This window comes from Brotonthovivens ammoniilytica (assembly GCF_025566885.1).
GTDB lineage: Bacteria > Bacillota > Clostridia > Lachnospirales > Lachnospiraceae > Brotonthovivens > Brotonthovivens ammoniilytica.
This window is the reverse complement of the sequence record NZ_JAOQJQ010000001.1, coordinates 122,959-138,294: the sequence shown is the minus strand read 5'-3', so window position 1 is coordinate 138,294 and position 15,336 is coordinate 122,959. Positions and strand designations below refer to the sequence as shown.

Annotated in this window: 14 protein-coding genes and 1 other RNA gene; all 15 read right to left on the bottom strand. The window is 42.0% G+C overall.

Features of this window, described 5'->3' with window-relative positions; translation table 11 throughout:
* Positions 1-20 precede the first annotated feature (20 nt).
* Complete coding sequence (gene buk, locus OCV88_RS00660) at positions 21-1,169, bottom strand: butyrate kinase (RefSeq protein WP_158423723.1); 1,149 nt, start codon at positions 1,167-1,169, stop codon at positions 21-23.
* Between the two features lie 24 nt (positions 1,170-1,193).
* Positions 1,194-1,439: an acyl carrier protein gene (locus OCV88_RS00655; RefSeq protein WP_158423722.1), complete on the bottom strand. Its 246-nt coding sequence runs from the start codon at positions 1,437-1,439 to the stop codon at positions 1,194-1,196.
* Between the two features lie 269 nt (positions 1,440-1,708).
* Positions 1,709-3,295, bottom strand: a complete 1,587-nt coding sequence (locus OCV88_RS00650; protein ID WP_158423721.1) for a PucR family transcriptional regulator — start codon at positions 3,293-3,295, stop codon at positions 1,709-1,711.
* Between the two features lie 182 nt (positions 3,296-3,477).
* On the bottom strand, positions 3,478-4,455 hold the full coding sequence (locus OCV88_RS00645; protein ID WP_158423720.1) for a DNA/RNA non-specific endonuclease: 978 nt from the start codon (positions 4,453-4,455) through the stop codon (positions 3,478-3,480).
* A gap of 3 nt (positions 4,456-4,458) precedes the next feature.
* The gene (locus OCV88_RS00640; RefSeq protein ID WP_262590556.1) at positions 4,459-4,836 is read right to left on the bottom strand and encodes a ribonuclease Z; all 378 of its coding nucleotides are present in this window, start codon (positions 4,834-4,836) and stop codon (positions 4,459-4,461) included.
* 295 nt (positions 4,837-5,131) lie between these two features.
* Positions 5,132-5,478, bottom strand: a transfer-messenger RNA (tmRNA) gene (ssrA, locus tag OCV88_RS00635).
* 17 nt (positions 5,479-5,495) lie between these two features.
* Complete coding sequence (gene smpB, locus OCV88_RS00630; RefSeq protein WP_158423718.1) at positions 5,496-5,963, bottom strand: SsrA-binding protein SmpB; 468 nt, start codon at positions 5,961-5,963, stop codon at positions 5,496-5,498.
* 172 nt (positions 5,964-6,135) lie between these two features.
* The gene (gene rnr, locus OCV88_RS00625) at positions 6,136-8,259 is read right to left on the bottom strand and encodes a ribonuclease R (protein WP_158423717.1); all 2,124 of its coding nucleotides are present in this window, start codon (positions 8,257-8,259) and stop codon (positions 6,136-6,138) included.
* A 55-nt stretch (positions 8,260-8,314) separates the two neighbouring features.
* On the bottom strand, positions 8,315-8,557 hold the full coding sequence (gene secG / locus OCV88_RS00620; protein WP_158423716.1) for a preprotein translocase subunit SecG: 243 nt from the start codon (positions 8,555-8,557) through the stop codon (positions 8,315-8,317).
* Between the two features lie 136 nt (positions 8,558-8,693).
* Entirely contained in the window at positions 8,694-10,055 is a 1,362-nt protein-coding gene (gene eno, locus OCV88_RS00615; RefSeq protein ID WP_158423715.1) for a phosphopyruvate hydratase, read from the bottom strand.
* Positions 10,056-10,184: 129 nt separating this feature from the next.
* Positions 10,185-11,618 (bottom strand): adenylosuccinate lyase, encoded by a 1,434-nt coding sequence (gene purB, locus OCV88_RS00610; RefSeq protein WP_158423714.1) that lies wholly within the window; start codon positions 11,616-11,618, stop codon positions 10,185-10,187.
* Positions 11,619-11,644: 26 nt separating this feature from the next.
* Positions 11,645-13,093 carry an amidophosphoribosyltransferase gene (gene purF / locus OCV88_RS00605; RefSeq protein ID WP_330671896.1) on the bottom strand — a complete coding sequence of 483 codons (1,449 nt, stop codon included), beginning with the start codon at positions 13,091-13,093 and terminating at the stop codon, positions 11,645-11,647.
* Positions 13,094-13,114: 21 nt separating this feature from the next.
* The gene (locus OCV88_RS00600; protein WP_158423713.1) at positions 13,115-13,993 is read right to left on the bottom strand and encodes a phosphoribosylaminoimidazolesuccinocarboxamide synthase; all 879 of its coding nucleotides are present in this window, start codon (positions 13,991-13,993) and stop codon (positions 13,115-13,117) included.
* A 287-nt stretch (positions 13,994-14,280) separates the two neighbouring features.
* Positions 14,281-14,613: a cupin domain-containing protein gene (locus OCV88_RS00595; protein ID WP_158423712.1), complete on the bottom strand. Its 333-nt coding sequence runs from the start codon at positions 14,611-14,613 to the stop codon at positions 14,281-14,283.
* Positions 14,614-14,727: 114 nt separating this feature from the next.
* Complete coding sequence (locus OCV88_RS00590; RefSeq protein WP_158423711.1) at positions 14,728-15,240, bottom strand: DUF2798 domain-containing protein; 513 nt, start codon at positions 15,238-15,240, stop codon at positions 14,728-14,730.
* Positions 15,241-15,336 lie beyond the last annotated feature (96 nt).

The following is a 15,336-nucleotide window of genomic DNA, read 5'->3' as shown; positions in this document are numbered from 1 at the left end:
TATCCCCCAATTCTTTTATATTAATAATACCTTACACTACTTTTATCTCCATGAAACACAGGTGCACAAGAAAATCCTGACCATACAGGAATACCTGTATAGACCTTTATCTCCTCAACTCCTTCCATAGCACGTATGGCTCCTGACGCAAGACCTTCCATTTCTAATTCTCCCGGGGAATCCTCAACCGGAGCAATCCAGCTGATATATTCTTTTAAATGACCTGTCAGATATGTGTCATAAGCAATACCCCCCGTCAAAATAATTGCGTCAACTTCTCCTTTCATTGCAGCCGCACAGCCGCCAACTGCTTTGGCAATCTGCCAGATAAATGCATTATAAATTAACTCCGCATACTTGTCTCCCTCTTTTATTCTGGAGACAATTTCTCTAGCATCCGCCGTTCCTAAATGGTCTATTAATCCTCCTTTCTTTGTAATGCGGTCCATAATTTCCTTCTCTGCATAATCTCCCGAAAAACACATTTTAACCAATGATGTCGCCGGAAGCCATCCTGCTCTGGTAGGCGCCATCGGACCGTCGCCGTTAATGCCATCGTTTACGCAGAACATCTTCCCCTTTTGGTGTGCCCCTACAGTAACCCCACCGCCAAGATGGCACACAATCAAATTCATTTCCTCATAGGTTTTTCCCTGTGTCTGTGCATACCGAATACAGTTTTCTTTATGATTCAACGGGTGCCCTCTGCTGACACGGGCAAATTCATGAAAACCGCAGACCCTTTCGTAATCACATAATTCATCTACATCCGGAGGATTTACGCAGAATATTTCTCCTCCGTATTCTTCCTGCAGTTTTTTCGCAATCGTAGGTCCCAGTGAATTCGGATGTTTTACATATTTATTTGTAAAACTGTCCTCCAACAGCTTCTCATTAACAGAATATACGCCGCCCTCCAGGCCCGCAAGACTGCCGGAACGCGTTGCAATGGCGTCAATTCCATCCAGGCTTACGCCGGCATCCGTCAACGCGTTTTTTATCGTCCCCAGCCGAAGGGGCAGCTGATCAGGTATTTCCTGGCATTTATCCAATTCACTGACAGGATGGTCTACATTCGTCTGAAAAATTTTCTTCTCATTCTCAAACATCGCAACTTTTGTTGATGTGGAACCCGGATTGATTACGAATACCTTATAGTCTTTCTTCATTGCTGTTTTCTCCTCTTCGGTATCCTAATCAAATAAACTGTTAATATATTCTCCTGCTTCTGCAAAAGTTTTCTTTCTGTGAAATTCCATATATGGAACTTCCAGGTCGTACATGTCTTCCAGCATCGCGCTCAGCTGCACGTAGTTTGTTGATTTTGCTCCCAAGTCCTCCACAAATCTGGTTTCCGGCCCCAAATCCGCTTCATTCACATTAAAAATTTCCGCGCATTTTTTTGCCAGCGCCTGGCATACTTCTTCCTGGATTGTCATATCACTTACCCTTTCCTTTCATTTTTTCAATGTATAAATTTACATTTTTGTTTTTGTTATTCAAAATATAACATTGAACATTAGTTACAACAATGTAACTACATCTTAAAAACTCAAGGCATTACCGCTTATTTTTGTGCAGAAAAACAATGTCTGCCGTTCATTTCATACAAATACAATTCAAGTCTCGCAAAACAAAAAAAGCCCCGACAGCATTTCTTACAGTATTCACTGTTTCCTGCTGCCGGGGCATTTTTTATTTTTTCTGATTATTCATCAGGCTGAAACAATTTTAAATATTTTAAAATCTCAAATGATAACATTAATTTCATTACAGAAATTCCATTATTCAAATCAAAATTCATTCTTTGATGAAGTTTATCTACACGATAGAGTACCGTATTGCGGTGCATATGAGTTTTAGCTGCAACTTCATTTGTGTTTCCTCCATACTTCAAATACCAATACAGAGTATTAAAAGATTCATGCACATTTTCCTTCCCTTCATTCAACAGCTGCATCAGCCCTGGATCAACATACACCATGGGATCCATGTTTTTTTGAATCAGCTGAAACATTGAAAAATGAGATACTTCTTCAAACTTAGTCAATCGCTTTCCTAAAAGTTCATGTCCAAACTCTGCGGCCTGCTTTGCCTGCCAGTATAATTGTCCTGCTCCTGCCAGGGAATAAAACTCGTAACTCATACCTGCTGAAATATTATTATCCTTTGTCAATTTATATAAAAAATTATAATCTGCATCGGAAATATCTGCATTCTTTTCAATATTAAATAACAGTACCAGTTCATTATTATGTATAATCCATAATACATGAGGCATTCTGGCAGCAACCTGTGAACTTATAATATCCAGCATATCATTGATATAAATTAATTCATCATTGTCATTAACAATATGAAGCACACAGATTCTGCATTTTCCTTTAAAGGAAATTCCCAGCTCATCCATAGAACTTTGAATAGCCTGCATATTTGGATATTTTCCCTCCAAAATCATCCACATAAAATTTATATATCTCTGCCGCCTTCCGATATGATAATTGTTATGTCTTTGCAATTCATCCCCAATCACCAAAGACAGTCTATACAAAAGTTCACATTCTAAACCTGGAAATTCTCCAGGTTCAAAAAAACCAAAAAGCTTTCCAACCTCAATTTTACTGATCCGAATTGGAAGTACAATCACCATTATATTTCCATCAAATAATTGAAAAACACGAGCTCCCGGAATTCTTTTCGAAGATAAATATTCGGTATCTTCTTCACAATTATCTGCCAGAGATATTAATCCATCTGCCGTATTCTCTGTCCAAAAGCGCTTAAATTGCCCGCATATATTCTCTGGTACGATCCCAATATTTTTTTCAATAATTTCACCAGAGCTTTTTACCAGCATCAAAGGACATTTAATCTGCTCAGCTCCAACCTCTATCATTTTTTTCAGCCCGGATGCAAACAAAGCTTCTGTAATACGTCTCATAGCAGACTCTATTCTGCGCTCATCAAATAATATATGTTCTACTTTAGACAAAGCTTCATCCTTTTTCTGCAGTGTAAATAATATATTGCACCTGGATTTGATCATATTAGAAAGATCAAGGTTTTTACTTAGATCATTTACACATATTAAAAAGTTATAATATCCTGTTCCCTGCAGCTTTTTAGGAAGTTTCTCAGTATCTGTAACATAAATTACATTTTCCATTAATTCCCCAATGTTCTCCGCTTCATACTTCAATGTCCCAAAGATGTTTACTTCCTGGTTTGCCAGGGAATACTTTTGGCAAAACTGATCTATTTTACTGCTTCTATCTAAAATTTCTTTTATTGTCACTTTCTGCACCTCATAATTTTACCAATTCCCGATAAACTGCTTAAATACCACAAACCAACTGGTACTATATACTTTTCTTTTTACTTTAATTATTTTATCAGAAACAAATCTTTTCTTTAAATCCCTATTGCTTATCACACTAATAACAGAAAATCATAACAGCTTTTATCCGGCAGCACTTTTTATCGTTTTGCTTTTCGATATCCGGCGTCTTTCGCCTCCTGTTCCGAGGAAAACACCACCAGATTTTTAGAGTCTTCCATCTCTTCATAAGCTGCCTGGCCTTTACAGTGATAAATTTTGGAATTTTTATTTCCTCTGATTTCCACCTTTTCCTGGGACTGACCGGAAGTATCCTTTTTTTCTTCTATTTGCTTTTTATCCTGACCGGACTGCTGATTTTCATTTTTTTCACTGCTTACACTGCTGTCCCCATCAGAATAGTCTATGGTAATTCCCGGCTGTACATTATACACATATACATTGAAACTGATATCTTCTCCCTGATCTTCCACAGACATCGCTTCCATATGTACGCCGCTGGCAACCAGATCATCCCCCTGATATATGGGTGTCACACGGTACATCACGTGATTCCCGGTTTCCTTTACATAGTCTGCCACCATATTTTCAAAAGGAAGCATTCCATCTACATTCATATATCTGGTACCGGTTATCAGATTTTCTTCATTGGCATTTTCCGCTGTCAGCTGATAGCCGATAAGGTGGCACCGATTATAAAGATATTTGCCATCTACAATATCATATTTCACCGTATGCCATCCAGAAGGCTTTACCTGGCCGATACTTCCCCGTTTTTCAGTTGGCATCAGATCTTTCCCGATACTTGCATTTGCTTCACCGCATCTTCCAAGTTCATCCAGATCGCTGTAGTCTTCAAAAGATTGCGTTGTTAGTTCATCCTCTGTAAAATCCGGCTCATTGCTGTTAATCTCAATATAAGGTTCTCCGTCATATTCCGGGATCTCAGATAAAGAAACTGCTTCTTTCTCTATGTCTTGGGATGCTTCCCACTGGTTCTTATTTCCGCCTGTATTAGCGGCATTTTTTGTATGTTCCAAAGAACCACAGCCGGCCAAAAGCCCGAAACTGACAATTACAGCTGCAAGTCCCATCCATTTCATCCTGCGTATTTTCATATCCTACCTCTTTTTTATATATCTTTTTTGTGTAATCTTTTCATGGGAAAAACCCGGAAAGTCTTCCTGCTCTGCCAGCTTCCATTCAGACAAATTCAGATTCAGTCTCAGGTCTGCAGGATAAGTCCGGTTCCACTCAAACAATATCAGTTCCTCTATTTTTTCCACTGCTTCATTGGGAGAAATTCTCTCCGTAAAACAAACTTCTCCGTCACCTGCTTGCTTTAGAAACCCTTCACTGCTCTGCCACACCTCTGGCAGCTCCTCTGCAAACAGTTTTTCACTGTACGGCTCCATCCACAGCTTTTTCTTTCCACAGATCTGAAGAATTCGCTTTGTCACTTCACGATCGCGGCTCTGGCGGCGGTTATGAAATGCCATACCAAGATTTTCATCCACACATGCGATAATAATTATATGGAATCACCTCTTTCACTCATCAATCTGTCAATATCTTCATATGCATTCTCAATCCGTTCAATATGTTCCAGTAAAAAAATCCATCTCTTTTGGCATTTCAGTCTCTCCTAATATATAAAAAACACCGCCAAATTCAGCGATGCCATATATGCAGGATTTCCTCCTGATATTATTTTCAGCGGGCATATGTCCGGTACCCTATATGATACCCCAATGATACCAAAATTTCAGAAACCCCCGAAAAATCAGGGGTTTTCAATGGAGGTGAGGGGAATCGAACCCCTGTCCGAAATTCTATCTACTGTCCTTCTACGAGCGTAGTTTCTGTTTTAACATTCCCTTGGCCAAACACCCAGAAACAGGTTTTTGGTTTCAGTAGCTTCATAATACGCCCTTATGCGCAAAGCTTTGCATAAGTCGTTTCCCACATGGTCGATACCTGATTCTTAAAGTGCGGGTGCTCTAAGGCAGGCAAGCTGCAATTAAGCTGCAGCTAATGCTAATTTTTCGTTTTTAGCGTTTATATTTAGGTTTGAGATTTGACGCATCTCCTGCGGCTCGCTTCTAAAGCTTCTAAAACCCCGTCGAAACCAGTACACCCCCGGAAAGATAAACAAAATTTAATATAAATTCTGTACTTTAAAACTGCGTTCTGCCTCCCGGCGCTGATCTTTTTTGGCAATATCCTGTCTCTTGTCATACAGCTTCTTGCCTTTCGCCAGCCCGATCTCAACTTTGATAAGACTCCCTTTAAAATATACTTTTAAAGGAACCAGAGTATAACCCTTTTCGGAAATTTTCCCGGATATCTTGTTAATCTCTGATTTGTGCAGCAGCAGTTTTTTGGGCCGAAGAGGATCCCGGTTAAAAATATTTCCCTTTTCATAGGGACTGATATGAAGCCCATATGCGACTACTTCACCGTTTTCAATTCGGATAAAAGACTCTTTCACACTGCACTTTCCCATCCTGACAGATTTGACTTCTGTTCCGTGAAGGCTGATGCCGGCTTCATAAGTCTCTTCAATGAAATAATCATGATATGCTTTTTTATTATTTGCTATTAATTTTACGCTGTCTTTTCCCATATCAATTCCCTTACATTCCTCTGTTTGGCTATTCAAAACTAACACGATTTACAAAATTTTGCAATGGTTTTTATTATATTTTCATATTTTGATGATTCTTTTAAAACCAGGCTGCTGCGCTGTCCACAAAATGTTCATACAATACAGCTGTCTTGCTTCTTTTGTATTTATTCTATTCATCCGCCAGCTCAAAATCTATAGTACGCAGCAGATCATCAGTGCCCGTTACGCGGATTTTTACCCGCTGGCCCAATTTATAACAGATTCCGGTATTCTCTCCTATCATTTCACTGGTCTCCTCCCGAAATTCAAAATAGTCATCCTCCAGCGCAGTAATATGAATCATTCCCTCTACCGTATTAGGAAGCTCTACATACAGCCCGTATGCCGTTACCCCGGAGATTACTCCTTCAAATTCCTCACCGATGCGTTCTGACATATACTGAACCTTTTTCAGTTTTATAGTCTCCCGCTCCGCCTCGTCGGCTCTCCGTTCCAGACTGCTGCACTGCTTTGCTACTTCCGGCAGCACTGCCTGATAATGCTCCATCCGATTTTCTTTCATTCTTCCCCGGAGTGTCTCCTTAATAATCCGATGAATCTGAAGATCCGGATACCTGCGGATGGGAGATGTAAAGTGACAGTAATACTGGGCTGCCAGGCCAAAATGTCCCACACAATCTACTGAATACTGCGCACGTTTCATGGAGCGCAGTGTCAGTCTGGAAATCAGGTCCTCCTCCGGTGTATCTTCAATCTTTGTAAGAAGTTTCTGCAGCTCTTTTGGATGAACATCATCCCCCCCGGTATGAATATGATATCCAAAATTATTAATAAATGTGCTAAGCCGGTGGATTTTCTCGGGATCGGGATTTTCATGGGTCCGGTACACAAAAGGAATCTCTCTCCAGAAAAAGTCCTGAGCTACCGTTTCATTGGCGATTAACATAAAATCCTCAATAATCTTAGTGGCCGCATTTCTCTCATATGGCTTAATTTCTACAGGTCTGCCCTGTTCATCCAATATCACTTTGGACTCAGGAAAATCAAAGTCAATGGAGCCCCGCCCTTTACGCTTTGCCCGAAGGACATCCGCCAGCTCCTTCATCAGCTCAAACATAGGAACAAAATCTTCATATTCTCTGCAAAGCTCTGGGTCATGCTCTGAAACAATCTTATTTACAACTGTATAGCTCATTCTGCGGTCTACATTGATAACACTTTCCGCAAGTTTATAATCTACCACCGTACCCTTTGCATCAATTTTCATTATGCAGCTTAAAGTCAGCCGGTCCTCTCCCTGATTTAAGGAACAAATCCCGTTGGAGAGCTGATGAGGCAGCATGGGAATCACACGGTCCACCAGATAAACACTGGTTCCCCGCTTTAATGCCTCCACGTCCAGAGCGCTGTGCTCCTGAACATAATTGGCCACATCTGCGATATGAACTCCCAGCTGATAGAAGCCATCTTCTTTGGAAACGGTTACCGCATCATCCAGATCTTTGGCATCCTCACCGTCTATGGTTACCGTAAGCAGATCTCTGAAATCAGCCCTTCCGCTTCGGTCCGCCGCAGACACATCTTTGGCCACGTTTTCCACCTGATGGTAGATTTTATCTGAAAACGCCATGGGCAGATCAAATTCTTTTACAATAGATAAAATGTCAACCCCAGGATCATTTCTATGACCAAGGATCTCCACAATCTTTCCCTCGGGTTTCTTACCCGGTTTTCCATAAGAAGTAAACTCAACCATTACTTTGTGCCCATCTACCGCTCCCTTAGACCTTTCTAACGGTACAAAAATATCCATGGCAATCTTTTGATTATCCGGGCGCACAAAACCAAAATTCCCACATTTCTCAAAGGTTCCTACCACACTGGTCAGTCCATGGGAAATGATATGAACAATCTCACCTTCCCGGCGTCTGCCCCTGGAGGGGCGCAGAGCCACCTGCACGGTATCATGATAAAGCGCTCCGTGGACTTTGCTCTCCGGAATAAAGATATCCTCATCTTCCCCCTCCACTGTCACAAAACCAAAGCCTCTGGAGTGGGACTCAAACACTCCGGTAAGCAGTGCATTCTGAGCCTTCTTGTATTTCCCCTTAACCGAAACTTCAATCTTACCTTCCGCTTCCAGCGCATCTAGTACCTCCTGCAGCTCATACCGCTGTTTCTTTGGAATGTTCAGCAGTACCGCCATCTCTTTTATTTTCATAGGTACATACAATTCATCGCAGATAAAATCGTAAATAACCTTTTTTCTCTCTTTTAATAACTCCTGATTCATTTATTTCCCCCTGTCAAAAAAAGACTGCCGCATCCACGACAGTCTCATCTATTCTCTATGCAAATCTTGCGATACATAAAAATGCAGCGATCAAAAGAAATAATACTACAAACACTCTGGTAAGCTTCACAAGAACACCTTCCATGGAACGTCCTTTGTTTTTCCCCCAGTAGGAATCTGCTGCTCCGGCAATGGCGCCAAGTCCCCCGGACTTTCCTTCCTGCATCAGAATGATAACTGTTATTGCGATACTCAAAATAATAAATATAATCATAATAATCGTTCTTGCGATTTCCATTATTTTTACCTCCGGTAGATATCTTCTACATATAACTGTTATAGTCTAACACAAAAGGGAAAAATATACAAGTCCTATTGCTCTAAAAGTCTTTGCAATTATAACTGTAACAATCTTTCACAAAAATTCTGCCGAATTAAAAGTCTTTCATAATACTTCCAACTTCTTCTTCAATTCTCAGCAGCTGATTATATTTGGCGGTGCGCTCACCCCGGCAGGGCGCTCCGGTTTTAATCTGCCCACAGTTTAACGCCACTGCCAGATCTGCTATCAGCGTATCCTCTGTTTCTCCGGAGCGATGAGAAACTACTGCATGATATCCCGCCTGCTTTGCTCTGACAATGGTTTCCATAGCCTCCGAAAGCGTACCGATCTGGTTTACCTTAATAAGAACTGCATTGGCCGCTTTCCTCTCGATTCCATACAACACTCTTTTTACGTCCGTTACAAACAGATCATCTCCCACAAGCTGCACTCTGTCTCCCAGCCGGGCCGTCAGCTCATGCCAGCCGTCCCAGTCATTTTCATCCAGACCATCTTCAATAGAAATCAACGGATACTTATCCACCAGTTTTTCATAATATTCGATAAGTTCCACTGTACTTCTCATAACAGAGCCTGATACAGTATCCGGAAGCTCTTCCTTTCCTTTTTGCAGCTCTTTTACTTTACACTGGCTCTCCCCCGGAAAATGATACATCCCGGATTCTGAATGATACAGCTCACTGGCCGCGGCATCCATGGCAAATGCAATCTCCCTTCCCGGTTCATATCCGGCGGCTCTGACCGCTCTCATAAGATAGGAAAACACCTCATCAGCATCTTTAATATCCGGGGCAAAACCGCCTTCATCACCCACCGCAGTGGAAAGCCCCTCCTGTTCCAGAATTTTTTTCAGTTCCTGATAAACTTCCACACACCAGCGCAGCCCCTCCCGGAAAACAAAAGTTCCGTGCTCATCTACAGCGCCAACAGGCATAATCATAAATTCCTGGAAATCCACTGTATTGGCGGCATGTCTGCCTCCGTTTAAAATATTCATCATAGGTACCGGCATACGAACCCCGAATACTCCCCCAAGATAACGAAACAAGGGCAGGTTCAGCGCTTTCGCAGATACGTCTGCACAGGCCATAGAAACCGCCAGAATTGCATTGGCTCCCAGACGGTTTTTGTTATCGGTTCCATCCGTAGTTCTTAAAATATAGTCAATCTTTAACTGATTACAGGCATTCTCCCCTAAAAGTACTTTTTTGATTTCTGTATTGACATGGGTCACCGCCCTGCGCACACCCTTTCCATGATACCGGTCTGCCTCGCCGTCTCTGAGTTCTGCGGCCTCATGAGAACCGGTGCTGGCCCCGGAGGGAACAGCTGCTCTGCCGGTAACAATATGCTCTCCGTCCCTGACCTTCACCTCTGCTTCTACTGTAGGATTTCCTCTGGAATCCAAAATTTCTCTGGCATATACATCCATAATCTGCAAATTTACTGACATAAAAAATCTCCTTCATCTGATATACAAAAATAAGTTCTGAGCCTATGTAAGCTCCGTTATTTTTAGTATAAACAGACAAAGGAGGTTTTATGTGTCAGGTTTTATGTGCCCGATTTTACATACCGGATTTTATACATTAATTTCAGCTTTCATTCCAAGCTGCTCCCGATTTGCTTCCAGAACAGGATTCACTACATTTTTTATAAACGCATCCACCTGAACTTCTGCACGGCCCGTATATCTTGAGGGTTCCATAGCGGCTTTCAGTTCTTCCAGGGACAGATTGAAATCCGAATCATTGGCAATCAGTTCCAGCAGATTGTTGTCAAGGCCATTCTGTTTTACATTGGCTCCTGCCTCCATAGACAGCTGACGGATTTTCTCATGGAGTTCCTGGCGGTCTCCGCCTTTTTTCACTGCATCCATCATAATATTCTCTGTTGCCATAAACGGAAGTTCGCTCATAAGACGCTTTGTAATTACTTTATCATAAACAACCAGGCCATCCACTACATTCAGACACAGATCTAAAATTCCATCAATAGCAAGGAAACCTTCTGCAATGCTGAGCCGTTTATTGGCAGAATCATCCAGCGTTCTCTCAAACCACTGTGTCGCAGATGTGATTGCCGGATTTAACGCATCAATCATCACATATCTGGACAGGGAAGCAATTCTCTCACTGCGCATAGGATTCCGTTTATAGGCCATAGCGGATGAACCGATCTGATTCTTTTCAAATGGCTCCTCCACTTCTTTTAAATGCTGCAGCAGACGGATATCGTTTGACATTTTATGAGCGCTGGCTGCAATCCCGGCCACTACATTCATCACACGGGTATCTACTTTTCTGGAATAGGTCTGTCCGGAAACCGGATAACAGTCTTTAAATCCCATTTTTTCCGCAATCATAGGATCAATTTTATCAATAGTCTCCTGGTCTCCCTCAAACAGTTCCAGAAAGCTTGCCTGGGTACCTGTGGTGCCCTTAGAGCCTAACAGCTTTAGGGAGCCTCTGACATAATCAAGATCTTCCAGATCCATGAGAAACTCCTGGAGCCATAAGGAAGCCCGTTTTCCAACTGTTGTGGGCTGTGCAGGCTGAAAATGCGTAAATGCAAGGGTAGGCTGGGCTTTATATTTATCAGCAAATGCCGCAAGCTCTCCAATTACATTCAGCAGTTTTTTCCGCACCAGCTTCAACGCCTCTGACATCAGAATAATATCCGTATTATCTCCCACATAGCAGGAGGTGGCACCCAGATGAATAATTCCCTTGGCCTTTGGACACTGCACGCCATAAGCGTACACATGAGACATAACATCGTGGCGGACAACTTTTTCACGCTCTTTTGCCACTTCAAAGTTAATATCATCCTGATGTGCTTTTAATTCTTCGATCTGCTCATCTGTAATATCAAGTCCCAGCTCTTTTTCCGTTTCTGCCAGAGCGATCCACAGCTTCCTCCAGGTCTTAAATTTCATTTCCGGTGAAAAAATATACTGCATTTCTCTGCTGGCATACCGCTCAGACAACGGGCTTGTATATCTGTCATTGCTCATAATGTTCTCTCCTCATATGTTTGTCGCTATTTTTCATACTCACCGCGGATATCTTCTTTTGGGGGCTCCATAGGATATTCCCCGGTAAAACATCCCTTACAGATAGGAAGTCCGTCAACAAGCTCACTTAAACGCTCAACCTTCAGATATCCAAGAGAATCCGCGCCAAGCTCCTGACAGATTTCGTCAATGGTTTTATTATAGGCAATCAGCTGCTCTCTGGCCGGAATATCCGTTCCAAAATAGCAGGGCCACAAAAATGGCGGCGAACTGATTCTGACATGCACCTCTTTGGCACCGGCTTCCCGGAGCATACTTACAATTCTTCCGGAGGTGGTTCCCCTGACAATAGAATCATCAATCATAATAATCCGTTTGCCCTCCACCGATTTTTTCAGTACATTTAGTTTAATCCGCACACTAGACTCACGGCTGCTCTGTTTTGGCTTAATAAAGGTTCTTCCCACATAACCGTTTTTGATAAAGGCCGTGCCATATGGAATCCCCGATGCCATGGCATACCCCTGGGCGGCGGGATTACCCGACTCCGGAACTCCCACTACCAGATCTGCCTCCACCGGTGAATCCTGGGCCAGAAAGGCTCCGGCTCTTGTGCGGGATTCGTAAATACTGATGCCGTCACACCGGCTGTCCGGTCTGGCAAAATAAATATACTCAAAAATACATCTTGCCTCCTGGCCCTTGGGCAGACAATTTGATGTATCTGAAGAGATCTGTCCATCCTGTGAAATCGTCACAACCTCTCCCGGCAGCACGTCTCTGACAAACTCTGCACCAATGGTATCCAGGGCGCAGGTCTCTGAAGTAATAATATAAGCGTTATCCCGCTTTCCGATACAAAGAGGTTTAAATCCATAAGGATCTCTTGCACCAATCAGTTTTCTAGGACTCATAACAACCAGGGAATAAGCCCCCCGCATTTTTGAGGCTGCTCTTCGGACTGCCTCCTCAACGGTTCCTGTTTTCAGACGTTCTCTGGCAATATGATAGGCGATAACTTCAGAATCAATGGTTGTCTGGAAAATAGCCCCTGTATATTCAAGGTCATGCCGCAGCTCATTGGCATTGATCAGATTACCATTATGAGCAAGCGCCAGTGTTCCTTTCACATAATTTAAAACAAGGGGCTGCGCATTTTCAATGGTAGATGCGCCCGCGGTGGAATAGCGGACATGTCCAACACCAATATCGCCTTTCATTTTTTCCAGATTCTCCTGGGTAAAGACCTCATTGGCCAGGCCCATTCCCTTGTAGGACTGTACTTTTCCCTTGGGTCCATACGTATCGCTGACTGCAATACCACAGCTCTCCTGGCCTCTGTGCTGCAGTGCAAACAGGCCGTAATATATTGTGGAAGCCACATCATGTCTGTCTAGATCATAGATCCCAAATACGCCGCACTCCTCATGAATTTCATCGCAAACTTCCGTATTCATTACCAAATTGTTATCCATAAACTTCTCCATCATCTGCATTTAGGCAAACTTTTCGCCAGTCAGCAGTTCATAAGCTTCTTTATATTTATCCACTGTTTTTTCAATAATTTCCTCCGGAAGCAGATAATCGCTGTCAGGATTTTCTTTCAGCCAGTTTCTCACAAACTGTTTGTCATAGGAAGGCTGTCCCTTTCCTGCTTCATAGCCTTCTAATGGCCAGAATCTGGAGCTGTCCGGTGTCAGCATCTCATCTCCGAGTATGATATTTCCTTCTTCATCCAGACCAAATTCAAATTTTGTATCAGCTATAATGATACCTTTTTTAAGAGCATATTCCGCACATTTTTTATATAAGCCGATGGTATAGTCTTTCAGGGCTTTCGCATACTGCTCTCCCCTGCCCGGATAAATCTTTTCAAGAATTTCAACACTCTCTTCAAATGTCACATTCTCATCATGATCCCCAAGCTCTGCTTTTGTAGTAGGAGTATAAATCGGTTCCGGCAGCTTTTCAGACTCTTTTAATCCTTCCGGCAGCTGGATTCCGCAAACAGTTCCTGTCTTTTTATAGCTCTCCCATCCGCTGCCTGTTATGTAACCCCGCACAATACACTCAATCGGAAGCATATTCAGTTTCTGACATTTCATGCTGTTCCCATCGTATTTTTCATTCCTGAAAAATTCAGGCATATCATTTACATCAGTAGAAATCATATGATTTGGAAGAATGTCTTTGGTATAATCAAACCAGAACTTAGACATCTGTGTTAAAATCGCGCCTTTTTTCTCAACTTTATTTTTCAAAATCACATCAAAAGCTGAAATCCTGTCTGTTGCAACAATGATAAGGCTGTCCCCATTATCATATACCTCACGTACTTTACCTTCTTTGATTGGTTTTAATTCCTGAACACTCATGGCTGATCCTTCCTTTTTATCTATATTATATAAATTTAGTTTCCCATGTAAGTACAGTATAATACATGTAAAAATCAGAAGTCAACGAGCATCCCTTTCCATCTGTGTAGAAAAAAACAAATGATTTATAATCTCTTTTTGTATATATTTTTATTTTTATAAGTATTACTAATAAATAAAACACATTCTGCTTCTTGAAACAAAATGTGTTTTATATTCAGATTCTTTCATCTGTGTATCAGTTTTATGCACAAAGCTTAGGGCATTTCTCCTGCCAGAGCAGGTCTTTAAAATACAACCACCAGCAGCATCTTAAAAGCCTCTTCACCATGTACCGCATGGGGATGGCCTGCAGGCATAATAATGGATTCTCCCTGCTGAAGCAGATAATCCTCACCGTCAATGGTAATCCTTCCCACACCATCCAGGCAGGTAACAAAAGCATCACCGCCGGATTCATGGGTGCTGATCTCCTCCCCTTTGGCAAAGGAAAATAAAGTGATACTTAAAGCATCATTCTGCGCCAGTGTTTTGCTGACCACCTGTCCGTCCTGATAGGAAATCTGATCTTTTAACACCAGCACTTCTGCCTGGCTGATATTTTTTATTTTGACACTCATAAATAACCTCCTGATTTTTCATACCTATAGTTTTATACGTTTTTCTGCGGCTTATTCCAGACAAACAGCATATCATACAAATTTCTTTTTAGATTCCCGATTTTACATTTTCCACTATGCTTCACATACCGGCTCCTCCTTACTGCGCTTCTCCTGACGGGCATGAATCAGTTTCATAACTTTTCTGGCTGCAGGCTGAGCCAGACAGATCTCACACCAGAAGGCCACGCAGAAATTTCTCGGCCAGTGAGACGGAAATGCCAGAAGAACATCTAAAAATGATTCCCCGGAAATCAATGGCCCGATCACAGTCATAGAAGCCGACATTCCAAGAACTACAAACAGAATATTAAATAAAATTCTAGCATTAAACCCGTCAGAAGCTTGGGAAAAACATTTTACTAAAATCCCCGCCAGGCGCCCGATCACAAAGCTTTCCAGCAGCATAGCTACAACCCAGATCAAGGGAAGTGCTTTTAAAATAGAAATCCACACTGCTTTTTGATTTAAAGTTCCAAAGGATGTTCCTATGTTTAATATCAGCATAATACATACTGTAATGATACAGATCACACTTCCATACAAAATACCTTCTTTGCCGCTTTGCGGCAGCCTATTTTCTTTCATTCATAATACCTCCATTTTGCATTACCTTCAGCAGTCCGCCAGTGCAGGCGGCCCTGCCGCTGTAATTTCAAAGTATAACATCTTAAAAATTTCTTC

What these genes read in the sequence shown, in the direction of transcription:
- buk (WP_158423723.1), bottom strand. Translation starts at nt 1,169, where the DNA reads ATGAAGAAAGACTATAAGGTATTCGTAATCAATCCGGGTTCCACATCA.
- OCV88_RS00655 (WP_158423722.1), bottom strand. Translation starts at nt 1,439, where the DNA reads ATGACAATCCAGGAAGAAGTATGCCAGGCGCTGGCAAAAAAATGCGCG.
- OCV88_RS00645 (WP_158423720.1), bottom strand. Translation starts at nt 4,455, where the DNA reads ATGAAAATACGCAGGATGAAATGGATGGGACTTGCAGCTGTAATTGTC.
- OCV88_RS00640 (WP_262590556.1), bottom strand. Translation starts at nt 4,836, where the DNA reads ATGGCATTTCATAACCGCCGCCAGAGCCGCGATCGTGAAGTGACAAAG.
- smpB (WP_158423718.1), bottom strand. Translation starts at nt 5,963, where the DNA reads ATGGGAAAAGACAGCGTAAAATTAATAGCAAATAATAAAAAAGCATAT.
- rnr (WP_158423717.1), bottom strand. Translation starts at nt 8,259, where the DNA reads ATGAATCAGGAGTTATTAAAAGAGAGAAAAAAGGTTATTTACGATTTT.
- secG (WP_158423716.1), bottom strand. Translation starts at nt 8,557, where the DNA reads ATGGAAATCGCAAGAACGATTATTATGATTATATTTATTATTTTGAGT.
- eno (WP_158423715.1), bottom strand. Translation starts at nt 10,055, where the DNA reads ATGTCAGTAAATTTGCAGATTATGGATGTATATGCCAGAGAAATTTTG.
- purB (WP_158423714.1), bottom strand. Translation starts at nt 11,618, where the DNA reads ATGAGCAATGACAGATATACAAGCCCGTTGTCTGAGCGGTATGCCAGC.
- purF (WP_330671896.1), bottom strand. Translation starts at nt 13,093, where the DNA reads ATGGATAACAATTTGGTAATGAATACGGAAGTTTGCGATGAAATTCAT.
- OCV88_RS00600 (WP_158423713.1), bottom strand. Translation starts at nt 13,993, where the DNA reads ATGAGTGTTCAGGAATTAAAACCAATCAAAGAAGGTAAAGTACGTGAG.
- OCV88_RS00595 (WP_158423712.1), bottom strand. Translation starts at nt 14,613, where the DNA reads ATGAGTGTCAAAATAAAAAATATCAGCCAGGCAGAAGTGCTGGTGTTA.
- OCV88_RS00590 (WP_158423711.1), bottom strand. Translation starts at nt 15,240, where the DNA reads ATGAAAGAAAATAGGCTGCCGCAAAGCGGCAAAGAAGGTATTTTGTAT.